Here is a 13,428-nt window from a genome sequence, read left to right as displayed (position 1 = left end):
GTCCTCAACGCCAGATCGGCAGGTTGAGCCACCAGGTCCACCATTCGGGCCAGCCACGTGACCAGAAGGGTCCTGAGATGATGATGCACACCGCGCTCCAGAAGCCGGCGTTCATCGCCAGCAACAAGCCCACACGGTGAATGCCGAGCGTTCCCACCGAGTACCCGATCAGGTCGCGGAAGAACGTGTCTTCATACTCCGGCGATTTCACGGCTTCGCCCTTGGCCGGATTGACCGCCGAAAGCACCAGTGCGCCGTGCAGACCAAGCGCCAGCGTGGTGGTGAAGAAGAAGCTCACCGCCAGCATGTGGGCCGGATTGTAGTGGAAATGCAGATATTGATAGCCGGTGTTCGACACCCAATCGAGGTGCGGGAAAATCCCGTAGGGGAAGCCATAACCCCAGGCGCCCATCAGCATCGGACGGAACACCACCAGCGTGACATAGGCAAAGATCGCCATGCCGAAGGCTGCGGGCACGTGATAGCCGATGCCGAGTTTCCGGCAGATTTCGACTTCACGCAGCGCCCAGCTGCCAAAGGCACCGATCGCGCAAATCGTGATGATCTGCCACAACCCACCTTCTTTCAGGGGCGCCATCGCCAGGCCATAGCTGATGTCCGGCGGCGCGATATTGATCAGCCACGGGTTCCACGTCGGCCCGATGGCGGCGCCATACAGGATGAGCGCGGTGCCGAGGGCAGCAAAGAAAGTGGTCGTGACCCCGAAGAATCCGACATAAAAAGGACCAACCCAGAAATCGAAGAGGTCGCCGCCGATGAGCGTGCCGCCTCGCACTCGATATTTTCGTTCAAAACTCAGCACTGCCATGGCGCATCTCCTCCTCGACCCCGCAACTCACGCCGGCAAACCTGTGATCGGCTGTTTTTCTGAAGACGGATGGGCGGGCGTATTCACGAACCCGCCCATCACGTCAGCAGAATCAGCCGGTCGGGCTGCCTGACTTGCGTCAGGCGGCCAGGTTGGCTTCGATGGCGGCCGTGGGAGCGGCGGCCGGTTCGGCACCGTCGAGCCAGTTGTAGCGTTCGGTGCTGAGCAGGATGAAGTGGATCAGGACTGCCAGCGTGAACAGGAACACGGCCAAGGCGGTCAGGATGCGCTGCGGATTGAATGTTTGCCAGATCTTCCACATTTTCGTCGCTCCTTAAGCCAGCGGCGCAGCGGTGCGCGAAGCGTCCGCCTGCTGGATCTGGTGGATTTCCACGGCCGCATACGGACGCTTGGATCCGAACCACGGACGCCACACCCAAACCAACCAGTGGGCGATCACCGCCACAATCACGAAAAACGCCATCGACACGACGAAGCCACGATGGAACTCCTTCGCTTCGGCGTCGGTCAGGTAGGTACCCGGACCAATCTTGTTGTCACTCATGCCTTTACCTCCGAATGGTTCCGCCGCACGAAGCCGTCATAGCCCCGCCCGACCGGCGGCTTTGCGGCGTAGGATGATTCCACCGCAAAGTTCTTGAGACCGATTGGGGTTGCCCCCGCAAGGCCAATTCCGTCTGTGCCAACCATGGCAAGTTTGTAATCGTTTGAAAAGGGGGAGAACGTGCCAATCACGCCGCTTGTGCTTCATAAAGTCGCGCGGCAGCATGTAGCCGGTCGATTGTGACGATTTTCTCACCTGCGTCGCGGGTTGCACGCTCTGCCGCGTCGCGCAAACGCTTCGCCGCGGAGATTCGCACCAGCACCGGTTCCTTGTCCACCATGCGATCCAGCTCGGACCTTGCGTCATCCTCCCACAGCACCGCCTCCAGCAGCCGCGCCGGCGTGGCATCGGCCTTGTCCATCATGGTGGACAGCGGCAAGATGAAGAACAGCGCATCGAACAGGGCGTTGCACACTTCCTGCATCAGCCAGGTGCAGCCGGCATAGCCCATGTAGGGCGTGCCGGTGTGGCGCCGGATGGCGGCGCCGGGGAAGCTGGCGTTGATGTAGATCGAGCGGCTGTTGGCCTCGGCCATGTACATGCGCTCGTTGTAGCTGCCGAACACGATCAGCGGGCTGGTGGTGCGGATGGCTTCACGCACCGCCTGGTTGTCGGGCTTCACGCCGGCATTGCGCTGGAAACTGAACACGCAGGGCATGCCCATGTCCTCTTCCAGGAACACCTTCATGCCGCGCGCATAGGTTTCGGTGGCCACGATGCCAAAGCTGGCAGTGGCGAAGAAATCCTGCGTCACGCTGCGCCACAGATCCCACAGCGGCTTGATCGTGGTGTGCTTTTCCTTCTCGATGAACGGTTCCGGATCGATCCCGGTCAATTCACCCAGCTTGCGCAGGAAGGCCGTGGTGCTGGCCAGCCCGATCGGCGCCTGCAGATAGGGGCGTTCCAGCGTCTCGCACAGGTTGCGGCCCCATTCGCGGTACATGCACACATTCACCGAGGCATCGGCGAGGCGGCGAATGTCGGCCAGATGGGTGCCGAGCGGGAACACCATGTTGACTTCGCAACCGACGCCTTCGATCAGCCGGCGGATTTCCGCCAGATCGGATGGCATGTTGAACGTGCCATATTGCGGCCCGATGATGTTGACGAGCGGCTTCTCGCCCTCTTTGCGCACCTTGGGCGCCGGCATCTTCTTCGGCCCGAATTCCTTCCACAACCAGGTCAGCGCCCGGTCGGCCGATTGCCACTGATCCTCATCGATGGTGCGCGGCAGGAAGCGCACGATGCTGGTGCCTTCCGGCGTCACGCCGCCGCCGATCATTTCGGCGATGGAGCCGGTGACAACCACCGACGGCAGCGACGGATCGAGCGTCTTCCACGCGCGTTTCATGGCGCCTTCGGTGCCGGTCTTGCCCAGTTCCTCCTCGGCAAGGCCGGTGACGACAATGGGCAGCTCATGCGGCGGCAGGCCGTCGGTATAGTGCAGCACCGAGGTGACCGGCAGGTTTTCACACCCCACCGGGCCATCGATCACCACCTGCAAGCCCTTCACCGAAGTGAAGCTGTACACGGCGCCCCAATAGCCGCCGGCCCGATCATGGTCCAAAACCAGCATGTCAGTTCCCGATCGCTTCGCTCGCCTTGGCGGCGGCGATCATCTTGCCTGCAAACTTCTTCTTGAACTCCGGCCGGTCAACCGGAACATCTTCCCAGATGCCGGCGGCATGGCCTTCGCCAACGCCGGCGAAAAAGCCCTTCATCATGTCGAAGCGGCCCTTGTTGCCGAGCGCGGCATTGATCACTTGCGCCAGGCTGCCGGCGCCGGCGGGGCCCATCAGCGGGCGAGCCGAGATCAGATTGGTGAAATACAGGCCGGGCGTCGCCTTGCTCTTGGCATGCTGCACCACCGGAGTCGTGCCGATGGCGAGATCGGGGCCATATTCCTCCACCGCGGCAATGTCCTGCTCCAGGCTGGCGCGATACTGGATTCGCACCCCCTTGGCTTCCAGCCACTCGCGATCAGGATCGGACCATTTGGTGCGCGGGCAGGCGGTGCCCACGTACGGCACATCCGCGCCCGATTCGATCAGCAGGCGGGCGACCAGCAATTCCGAGCCTTCATAGCCCGAAACGGTGATGCGGCCCTTGATCGGCTTGGCGGCCAGCGCGCCGGCAATCGCCGGCAGCCACTTGTTCTGCGCGGCGGCAACCTTGTCGGCCGGCAGGCCGAAGGCGTCGCCTATGGCGGCGAGCCAGGCGGCGGTGCCGTCACGGCCAACGGGGGCAGAGCCGACGATGCTGCGACCAGCGGCTTCGAATTCCCGCACGGCCGCGGTGTAGAACGGGTGAATCGCCGCAACCACCGGCGACGCCAGCGCCGCATACAGTTCCCGCCATTCGCGCGTCGGCACCACCGGCCCCGTCGTCAGGCCCATCGGTTCCAGCAGCATCGAAATGCCCACCGGGTCGGCCGGGAACATTTCGCCGAGCAGGGTCACCGTCGGCTTGTCCGGCATCACGGCCGGCGCCGCGACCGGGCCAGCCATGATTTCATTGCGGGCATAGTGAAGCATCGCGCCGGCCAGCACGTCCTTGGCTTCGGCATGGGTCGGCACGCCGAACCCCGGCACATCGATACCGATGATGCGCACGCCGTTGATCTGATCGGGCAGCAGTTGCAGCGGCACGCCGCTTGCGGTCGGCACGCACAAATTGGTCACCACGATCGTGTCGTAGAGCGCCGGATCGGCCATGTCGTGCACGGCTTCGCGGATATCCTCGAACAATTTGCCGGTGACCAGCGTTTCCGAACTGAACGGCACATAGCCAACCGTGCGCCGCGCCCCATAGAAATGCGACGTGAAGGTGAGGCCATAAACGCAGCAGGCCGAACCCGACAGGATGGTGGCGGTGCGGCGCATGCGCAAGCCGACGCGCAGCGAGCCGAAGGCCGGGCACATGGATTGCGGCTGGTCGTGCGGCCCCTTGGGATAATCGGCGGCATAACGATCGAGCACTTCGGATTTGCCGGCCTTGGATGCCGCATCGCGCATCGTATCGGCACCGGCGTGGCAGCCGGCGCCTTCGGCGACCGGCAGCGCTTCGATGGTGGGGGCAAGCTCCTCAGACATTGTCGTACACCACTTCCAGGGTCGGCCTGGTTTCATAGGTGCCGCCGCGCAGATCGGCCTGGGTGGCCGGCTTCAGCACGACATTGCCGCCGGTATCTTCCGGCTTGAACAGGCCCAGCAGGCCATCCTGATCGAGCGGGGTCGGCCGCACCGGCGGCGCGGTTTCAACCGCTTCGGCCAGTTCGGCGAACAGCGGGCCCCACTGGCTCTCGCTGGTGCCGATGATCTGATAATTGGCGGATTTCTTGCGGATGTCATCGTGGGCCGGGATGCTGACCAGCACCGGGATGCCCACCGCATTGGCAAAGGCCTGGGCTTCGCCCGAACCATCATCCTTGTTGATCAGGATGCCGGCGACGCCGACATTGCCGCCCATCTTGCGGAAATATTCCACCGCCTTGCAGACATTGTTGGCGACATACAGCGATTGCAGATCGTTCGACGCGACCACGATCACCTTCTGGCACATGTCGCGGGCGATCGGCAGGCCAAAGCCGCCGCAGACCACGTCGCCGAGGAAATCAAGCAGCACATAATCGAAGCCCCAATCATGGAAGCCCAATTTTTCCAGGGTTTCAAAGCCATGGATGATGCCGCGACCGCCGCAGCCACGGCCGACTTCCGGGCCGCCCAGTTCCATGGCGAACACGCCGTCGCGCTGGAAGCACACATCCTCGATCGACAATTCTTCGCCGGCCAGCTTCTTGCGGCTGGAGGTTTCGATGATCGTCGGCGTCGCCTTGCCGCCAAACAACAGGCTGGTGGTGTCGCTCTTGGGATCGCAACCGATCAGCAGCACGCGCTTGCCCTGCTGCGCCATCATGTAGGACAGGTTGGCGAGCGCGAAGCTCTTGCCCGAACCGCCCTTGCCATAAATGGCGATGATCTGGGTTTCCTTGGTGACTTCACCGGTGTGAACGGGATCCGGTTCCAGGTCAGCCTCATCACGAAGCGCGGCGACCTGATCGAGAAGTGCGTTGATGCTCATGCGATATTTCTCCAGTCGAAGACCATCTTGAGACAGGTCGGGTCCGAAAAGGCGCGGCCATATTCGGTGGGGGCCGCGGATGCCGGAACCCGGTGCGTCACAAGGCCCTCGAGTGACAGCCCACCGCTGCCCACCATGGCGAAACATGTCGCCAGGTCGTCAGGCTGGAACTCTGTGGCGATGCGGATACGCGCTTCACGCCGGAAGGCCGGCGCGAAGTTGAACGACAGCGGCTCGCTGTAAAAGCCGGCCAGCACGATCTCGCCGCCGCGCGTCATGTGCATGACGGCCTGGTCGAGAATGCGATGGTCACCGCTGGCGTCGTAGATCGAGCGGTAATCGCGCCGCTCGTCGCTTTCGGGCTTGATCACCCGATAGCCTTCACCGCCCGACATGCGGGCGTCGTTGATTTCCCACACCACCGGCTCCACGCCGGCGGCCAGCGCCAGCCGTGCCAGCAATCGGCCGAGCACGCCGTGGCCGATGATCAGATCGGGCATCGCGCCGCCTGCCACCGCATGCTGCGCGGTCGCCGCCAGGCTCATCAGCACGGCCTGTTCACCCATGCCGTCGGGCATCGGGATCACCCGCGCCGCGCCGGTGATCACCCGGCGGGCCTGGCCGCCGAACAAGCCGCGCGCGCCTTCGAATTTCGAGGAGCCGGGCACGAACACCGTCTGGCCGATGCGGTCCTGCTGATTGGCGCCGGCATCGACAATGGTGCCCACCGCTTCATAGCCCGGTACCAGCGGATAGCCCATGCCCGGAAACGCCGGCATCGTGCCGTTGTACATCAATTTTTCCGTGCCCATGGAGATGCCGGAATAATCCACCTCCACCACCACGTCGTCGGCGTCGGGCGGAACCAGCGTGAGACGACGCAGGGCGACGCGCTCAGGCTCCTCCACAACAACGGCCAATGTGTCCATGCAATCACCCCTGAACGGGCGTCGACCAGCTGCTGTGCAGCCGGCCAGGCCCCTCTAACCTGCGGCAATCTATCCAAAGCCCCGGCCGGCTGTAAAGCGCGCTTGACGCTTCGCAAAGCAAAAAATTGGACAAGGACGGTCCACTTTAGGGCTTGACGGATTTGGCGATTCAGCAATCCGCTGCAAATGGCCCTTCCCCGTCAGCGTTCGGCCACGATCAGCCGCGTCACCATCGGCAGCGCCGTGGACACTTCACGGGCCTTGCCAAAGCCGGCATCGGCCAGCAGCGCCAGATAATCCGCCGCAGTGCGCGGCCGGCCCGATCCCATCGCCCATAGATACAGGCCGAAATAGGCATCGCCCATCACTTCGGCGCCCGCCGTGCCGGCCATCGGTTCGGCAATCAGCAGGCGGCCCCCGGGCGGCAGCGCAGCATGCGCCTTGGCCAGCAGCGCCCGCACCACGGCATCGTCATGATCGTGGCAGATGCGCACCAGGCTGATCAGATCGGCGCCGCGCGGCAGCGGATCATCGCGGAAACTGCCGCCATGCAGCGCAACATGGGAAAGCCCGCGCGCCGCCAGCTTCGGCCCGGCGCCATCGACCACCGCTGGCAGATCGAACAATTTCATCGCCAGCCGCGGGTGGCGCGCCGCCACTTCGGCCAGGAACCCGCCATGGCCGCCCCCGACATCCATCAGGCACTGGTGCGACCCGAATCGATAGGCATCCAGCACCTGTTCGGCGACCATCGGCTGGCTGGCCGCCATCAACGCCGAATAGGGCGCCACTTCGCCGCCGCCATCGCCTTGCCAGCTTGCCGCATCGGCCGCTGCCGGCAGCCCCTGCCCGGCCGCAGGCGCATAGGTCCAGAAGGCGGCGAGCTTGCCCTGCCCGCGACCGCGGCCGAGCATCGCCAGCGGATCGGCGAGATCGTCATAGAAAATCTTGTGATGCTCGATCATCGCCAGCGCGCCCTGATTGGACGACAGCGCCGCGCCGCGCTGCCCCAGCACCCACAGATCGGGCGCCGCCAGCTCCACCAGATCAACCGCCTTGGCGGCCCCCAGCAGGCGCTGCATGGCCTCCAGCGGCAGGCCGGCCACCTGCGCCAGATCGGCCGTGCTGGCCGGCCCTTGCGCCAGGGTGCGGATCACCCCGGCATCCACCGTGGCCGTCAGCGCCTTGGTCTGCACGAAGCCGGTGATCACGGCGAACATCGCGTTGGCATGGAAGCGCGCGACGCGGCGGAAGATGGGCACGCGCATGGCGAAACGCTGGAATGCCGGGTTCGCCAGCATGCGGTTGCGCCCATTCAACCAGCGCAGTTTCCAGCCGGCAGAGGCATTTGCGTCCACCATTCAGGCAACCCCTGTTGTCAAATGATCTGGACAGCTATGGCGCAACGGGTCAATCATCCATCAGTCAGTCAGGTTTGAACGGAGAGCGTCTTGGCAGGCCCTGACGGCGTTGTCATCATCGGTGCGGGCATGGGCGGGCTGAGCGCGGCCGTGCTGCTGGCGGCGCGTGGGCTTCCCGTCACCGTGGTGGAGCGCATGGGCGCGCCGGGCGGCAAGCTGCGCACCGTCGATGTTGGCGGTATCGCGGTGGATGCCGGCCCCACCGTCTTCACCCACCGCCCGGTGTTTGAACGCATCTTTGCCGATGCCGGCGCGCATCTGGATGATCATCTCACCCTGGTGAAATCCGAATCGCTCGCCCGCCATGCCTGGCAGGATGGCAGCCGCCTCGATCTATGGGCCGATCACGCCCGCAGCCGCGATGCCGTCGCCGCCTTTGCCGGGCCGCAGGAGGCGCAAGGTTGGGAACGGTTCCAGCGCGAAGCGGCGCGCATCTGGAACGCGCTGGAAACCCGCTTCATGGAAAGCCCGGCGATGAACCCGCTGGGCCTGACGCTGAAATACGCGCCGTTCCACCTGCACGAAATGTTCGCCATCAACCCGTTCCAGACTTTGTGGAAGGCGCTGGGCGGCTATTTCCGCGATCCGCGCCTGCTGCAGCTGTATGGCCGCTATGCCACCTACACCGGCGCCGATCCGTTCCAGGCCAGCGCCACCCTGATGCTGATCGCGCATCTGGAGGCGCGCGGCGTCTGGCTGGTCGATGGCGGCATGCACGAGGTGGCGCGCCAACTCGCGGCGCTGGCGCAGCGGCTGGGCGCGCGCTTCGTCTACAACGCGCATGTGTCGGAAATCATGGTGCGCAATGGCCGCGCCGCCGGCGTGAAACTGGCCAGCGGCGAGGAGATCATCGGCGGCGATGTCCTGTCCAACGGCGACATTTCGGCGCTGGCCGATGGCCGCTTCGGCCCGGCGGCGTCGCGCGCCGTCACTGGCGTCAAACCGCAGGACCGATCGCTGTCCGGCCTGGTCACCATGATGACGGCGCAAGCCAGCGGATTCGATCTCGATCGCCACAATGTCTTCTTCTCCACCGACTATGCCGCCGAATTCCGGCAAATATTCGGCGAACATCGCCTGCCGGCCGAACCCAGCATCTATGTTTGTGCGCAGGATCGCGGTATCCGTGTGCCTTCGGGGGGCCCGGAACGCTTCCAGTTGATCGTCAATGCGCCCGCGACTGGCGATGGGCAGCCACCAAGCGATGAGGAGATGGCCCAATGTCAGAGATCGACCCTGGCCGTGCTGGCCCGGTGCGGGCTGACGTTGAAGCCGACCGCGATGGTGCCGGTCGGCCCGGCGATGTTCGAGGCACTTTTCCCTTCGAGCGGTGGGGCCCTTTATGGTCGGGCCTCGCACGGGTGGCAGGCCAGCTTCCGCCGGCCTGGCAGCAAGACGAAGCTGCCCGGGCTCTGGGTGGCGAGTGGCTCGGCGCATCCCGGAGCGGGCGTGCCGATGGCGGCCTTGTCCGGCCGCTTGGCGAGCGCAGCGATCCTCAAGGCCCGCGGTTTGACCAGGACGTTCCACCCGGCGGCTACCGCTGGTGGTATGTCGACGCCGAAAGCGACTGCGGACACTATGGCCTGACCATCATCGCCTTCATCGGCTCGGTCTTCTCCCCCTATTACAAGGCCGCCGGGCGCGGCGCACCGGAAGACCATGTGTCGTTGAACGTCGCGCTCTATGGCCGGGGTGTCCGCCGCTGGGCGATGACGGAGCGCGGCACCGGCGCGTTGTGGCGCGATCGCACCACCCTGCGCATCGGCCCCAGCCAGGTGCGCTGGGACGGGCAGACATTGGTGATCGACATCGAGGAAGAAAGCGCCGTGCTGCCGCTGCCGGTGCGCGGCCAGGTGCGGGTGACCCCCACGGTGTTCGGCCAGCGCCGCTTCCGCCTCGATCCATCCGGCCGCCACATCTGGGAACCGCTCGGCCCCTGCGCGCGGGTGGAGCTGACCTGCTCCAACCCGAAAATCAGCTGGGCCGGCACCGGCTATCTCGATGCCAACCATGGCTCGGAACCGCTGGAAGACGGCTTTGCCGACTGGCAGTGGAGCAGAGCCCATCTCGCCGACGGCTCCACCGCGGTGATGTACGAAGGCCAGCTGCGCGACGGCACCGATTTCGGCATGGCCCTGAAGATCGGCCCGAACGGCCAGGCCGAAGTCATGGAAATGCCCGCCCGCGTCGTCCTCCCCAAAACCGCCTGGCGCCTCGACCGCTTCACCCGCGCCGACGCCGGCTACACGGCCCGCGTCCGCGCCACCTGGGAAGACACGCCCTTCTACAGCCGCACGGCGCTGGCCACGCGGCTGTGGGGCGAGGATGTGGTGGCGGTGCATGAGTCGCTGAACATGAACCGGTTCGCGACGGGCGCGGTGCAGTGGATGCTGCCATGGCGGATGCCCAGAAAAGTCTGACGCAAGGTGTGAAGCACAATGTGAGATGGACCCCAGCCGCCTTGCCTTGTCTGGCGGCGGCGTCATACCAGTAGGATCATGTCCACCGCGCACAGCACGCTTGAACTTCTGCACCATCTGGCAACCAGGCCGGGTCATGATGAAGTCAAGGCCGGTTTCCGTGACCTGCTGGTCCGGGAATTTGGTGCTGAACTGGGCGCCCTCGAATTTGAGCGGCGCGTTCCCGAAGTCCGTGGCCGTCTGGACGCGCTGATCGGCCGGACCGTTTTTGAAGCCAAAAGTGACCTTGACCGCGAGTGGGCCGATGTTGAGCGCCGCATGCCGGACTATCTGGCCGACCGGGAGCGCGAAGAGCGCGAGCGCTTCACCGGCATTGCCTCTGATGGTCTGAAATGGGCCGTGTTCGAGCTGGTCGATGGCGCACTGGTGCGCATCAAGGATACGGTTCTCGATCCGGAAAAACCGGATGCCTTTCTCGCTTGGCTTGATGGCGCTGTTGCACTCAAGGCATCGTTGCCGCCCGATCCGCTGACCGTCAGGGCCGAACTTGGCCAGGATTCGGTCGCCTACCGCATTGTCAATCGCGGGCTGCGCGAAGTGTGGGCCAGCGTGCAGGACCGTCCGGCCGAAGCACTGAAGCGCCAATTGTGGGCCAACCTGCTCAAGCTGGTCTATGGCCGCGAGGTCGAAGGCGATGCGCTGTGGTTCCAGCACAGCTATCTGGTCGTTGTTGCCAAATGCATCGCATTGGCGGTGATGGATTTGAACGAGGATGATCCACGCCGGATGCTGTCCGGCGAAGCCTTCACCGCCGCCGGCATCAACGGCGCGGTGGAAAGCGACTTCTTTGACTGGATGGTCGCCACGCCCGCCGGCGAAGCGCTGGTACGCCGGATCATGGCGCATGTCCGCCGCTTCCGCCTGCGTGAGGTGGAAAGCGACGTGCTGAAAATCCTGTATGAATCGCTGATCGACCGTGATGAGCGCCACGGCCTGGGCGAATATTACACGCCAGATTGGCTGGCCGCCAAGATCGTGCGCCAGGCTGTTGAGCGGCCCTTGGAACAGAAAGTGCTCGATCCGGCCTGTGGCTCCGGCACCTTCCTGTTCCATGCCGTGCGTCGCGTGCTGGCCGAAGCCGAAGAGGCCGGCATGGACAGGGCCACCCGTGCCGCCGAAGCCTGCGCGCTGGTCGCCGGCACCGATATCCACCCCGTCGCCGTCATCATCGCGCGTGTCACCTATCTGCTGGCGCTGGCCCCGGCGCTGGGGATGCGCAGCGGCAGCCTTTCGGTGCCGGTGTATCTCGGCGATGCCATGCTGCTGTCGGTCAGCCAGGTGATCGGCGGCACTGAACTCGTCATTCAGGTGCCGCCGCCGCCCGCGGGCAGCGGCAGCCGCGAACAGTTGAGCTTCCCCGAAACCTTCTGCCGCGATCCCGCCCTGTTCGACAAGGCCATTGATGCCATGCGCAGCGGATCATTGGCCGATCGCGCGCGTGAAGCCGTGGAAGCCGATATCACCCGCCGCACCGAACAGCATTACAAGCGCGACATCAGCGCCGAAGAACGCACCGCCATCGGCGATCTGGGTGCAACCTACGAAACTTTTCACAAATTGCGGCTGGAAGGCCGCGACACGATCTGGAGCTATGTCGCCCGCAACCTCTCCCGCCCGCTGGCGCTGGCCAGCGGCGGCGGCTGGGCCAATGTGCTGGTCGGCAATCCGCCGTGGGTGGCCTATCGCCACATGTCGGCGGATTTGCAGAAGCGGTTCAAGGGACTGGCAGAGGCTGAGGGCGTCTATGTCGGCGGCAAGTTTGCCACCCAGAATGATCTGTGCGGCTTGTTCACGGTGCGCGCATCGCACCTCTATTTGCGGCCATCGGGACGCATCGCCTTTGTGCTGCCACTCGCCGCCCTGACGCGCGGGCAGTTTGCCAAATTCCGCACCGGCCGCTTCACCAGTTATTGCATCGCCTGGGATGCAGCCTGGACGATGGACGACAGCGTGACGCCGCTGTTTCCAGTACCATCCTGCGTGGTGTTCGGCCGGAAGCGCGCCTTGTCCACGAAAATGCCCGACAAGGTGCGGGCCTACTCCGGCTGGCTACCCTTGCGCGATGCGCCAGAAGACGTGGCTGACAAGCAGTTGACGGTACAGGAGGATGTCGCTGCACCGCAGGAGGGCACGTTCAGCGGCGGCTCGCTGTATCGTGAGCGATTCAAACAGGGGGCGATTCTGGTACCCCGCATGTTGAGTCTTGTTGAACGCAAAGCGATGGGGCGATTGGGAGCTGACCCCAGCGCCCCATGGTAATGAGCCGGCGCAGCTCGCTTGAGAAAATGCCGTGGAAGGGTCTCAACGGTATCGAGAATCAAGTGGAAGCGGAGTTTCTTCGACCTGTTTTGCTTGGAGAAAGCATTCTGCCCTATCGGCTGGCACAAGTGTTTGAAGGAGTAATTCCAATTGCCAGTGACGGAACCCCGCTCACAGCGGCAATGGCTGGCGGAAAGGAACGCGGCTTCACGAAGCTGGCGGTTTGGTTGGCAAAGGCAGAGGGGGTTTGGGATACGAACAAATCGGCGTCAACAACCATGAATCTCATCGAACAATTTGATTTCTTCGGAAAATTATCTGCCCAGTTTCCGATTGCTCCTTTGCGTGTTGTATATTCGAAGGCCGGGTCGCAGCCGACGGCCTTCGTTCTGCGAGATACCAAAGCGATCATTGACCACAAGCTTTATTGGGGTGCGGCATTGTCGGACGGGGAAGCAACATTCCTTGCAGCAATTTTTAACAGTGAGACTGCCCGTTCCCGCGCAGAACGTTACCAATCACGTGGCCAGTTTGGTGCACGCGATTTTGACAAGGTCATTTTCAATCTGCCGATCCCGATGTTCGATGCGGCTAATCCGCTGCATCAGGCGCTGGGGAAGGCCGGGGCGGACGCGGAAGAGGTCGCCGGCCGTGTCGAAATCCCTGAGACCGAGCGTTTTGTCGCCGCCCGGCAGCGCGTGCGGCGGGCGTTGATTGCCGATGGGATCGGCATCGAGATCGAGAAACTTGTGGAGAAGTTGCTTGGCCCGGCTTGAAGCCGGCCCGGCGATGTGATTCAACGCTG

Annotated in this window: 12 protein-coding genes; 4 read left to right on the top strand and 8 right to left on the bottom strand. The window is 64.1% G+C overall.

The genetic code is table 11. From position 1 onward, the window contains the following. Nucleotides 1–4: 4 nt before the first annotated feature. The 8 genes from pufL to AC6UUM_RS03520 all read right to left on the bottom strand — a co-directional run bounded on the left by pufL (nucleotide 5) and on the right by AC6UUM_RS03520 (nucleotide 7,824). Nucleotides 5–829, bottom strand: coding sequence for a photosynthetic reaction center subunit L (pufL, locus tag AC6UUM_RS03555; RefSeq protein WP_500803973.1), 825 nt, complete (start codon nucleotides 827–829; stop codon nucleotides 5–7). A 139-nt stretch (nucleotides 830–968) separates the two neighbouring features. Next, nucleotides 969–1,151: a light-harvesting antenna LH1, alpha subunit gene (pufA, locus tag AC6UUM_RS03550; protein WP_353197918.1), complete on the bottom strand. Its 183-nt coding sequence runs from the start codon at nucleotides 1,149–1,151 to the stop codon at nucleotides 969–971. A 12-nt stretch (nucleotides 1,152–1,163) separates the two neighbouring features. Then, the gene (gene pufB / locus AC6UUM_RS03545; RefSeq protein ID WP_353197919.1) at nucleotides 1,164–1,394 is read right to left on the bottom strand and encodes a light-harvesting antenna LH1, beta subunit; all 231 of its coding nucleotides are present in this window, start codon (nucleotides 1,392–1,394) and stop codon (nucleotides 1,164–1,166) included. A 187-nt stretch (nucleotides 1,395–1,581) separates the two neighbouring features. After that, complete coding sequence (gene bchZ, locus AC6UUM_RS03540; RefSeq protein ID WP_500803972.1) at nucleotides 1,582–3,030, bottom strand: chlorophyllide a reductase subunit Z; 1,449 nt, start codon at nucleotides 3,028–3,030, stop codon at nucleotides 1,582–1,584. A 1-nt stretch (nucleotide 3,031) separates the two neighbouring features. Next, a complete protein-coding gene (gene bchY / locus AC6UUM_RS03535) occupies nucleotides 3,032–4,546 on the bottom strand; it encodes a chlorophyllide a reductase subunit Y (RefSeq protein ID WP_500803971.1) in 1,515 nt (504 codons plus the stop codon). Beyond that, the gene (locus AC6UUM_RS03530; protein WP_353197921.1) at nucleotides 4,539–5,534 is read right to left on the bottom strand and encodes a chlorophyllide a reductase iron protein subunit X; all 996 of its coding nucleotides are present in this window, start codon (nucleotides 5,532–5,534) and stop codon (nucleotides 4,539–4,541) included. The genes bchY and AC6UUM_RS03530 overlap by 8 nt, the downstream gene beginning before the upstream one ends. After that, on the bottom strand, nucleotides 5,531–6,463 hold the full coding sequence (bchC, locus tag AC6UUM_RS03525) for a chlorophyll synthesis pathway protein BchC (RefSeq protein WP_500803970.1): 933 nt from the start codon (nucleotides 6,461–6,463) through the stop codon (nucleotides 5,531–5,533). Before bchC ends, AC6UUM_RS03530 begins: the two co-directional genes overlap by 4 nt. A 200-nt stretch (nucleotides 6,464–6,663) precedes the next feature. After that, the gene (locus AC6UUM_RS03520) at nucleotides 6,664–7,824 is read right to left on the bottom strand and encodes a methyltransferase (protein ID WP_500803969.1); all 1,161 of its coding nucleotides are present in this window, start codon (nucleotides 7,822–7,824) and stop codon (nucleotides 6,664–6,666) included. 90 nt (nucleotides 7,825–7,914) lie between these two features. On the opposite strand from AC6UUM_RS03520, the gene crtD reads away from it, so the two are divergent. From crtD to AC6UUM_RS03500, 4 genes are all read left to right on the top strand, one after another. Further along, entirely contained in the window at nucleotides 7,915–9,471 is a 1,557-nt protein-coding gene (gene crtD / locus AC6UUM_RS03515; RefSeq protein WP_500803968.1) for a 1-hydroxycarotenoid 3,4-desaturase CrtD, read from the top strand. Beyond that, entirely contained in the window at nucleotides 9,468–10,304 is an 837-nt protein-coding gene (locus AC6UUM_RS03510; RefSeq protein WP_500804897.1) for a carotenoid 1,2-hydratase family protein, read from the top strand. Before crtD ends, AC6UUM_RS03510 begins: the two co-directional genes overlap by 4 nt. Before the next feature lie 78 nt (nucleotides 10,305–10,382). Then, the gene (locus AC6UUM_RS03505) at nucleotides 10,383–12,623 is read left to right on the top strand and encodes an N-6 DNA methylase (protein ID WP_500803967.1); all 2,241 of its coding nucleotides are present in this window, start codon (nucleotides 10,383–10,385) and stop codon (nucleotides 12,621–12,623) included. Continuing rightward, a complete protein-coding gene (locus AC6UUM_RS03500) occupies nucleotides 12,623–13,399 on the top strand; it encodes a hypothetical protein (RefSeq protein ID WP_500803966.1) in 777 nt (258 codons plus the stop codon). The genes AC6UUM_RS03505 and AC6UUM_RS03500 overlap by 1 nt, the downstream gene beginning before the upstream one ends. Nucleotides 13,400–13,428 lie beyond the last annotated feature (29 nt).

The sequence above is a fragment of the Sandarakinorhabdus sp. genome (assembly GCF_987265915.1).
This window is presented reverse-complemented; position numbering and strand designations above follow the sequence as displayed.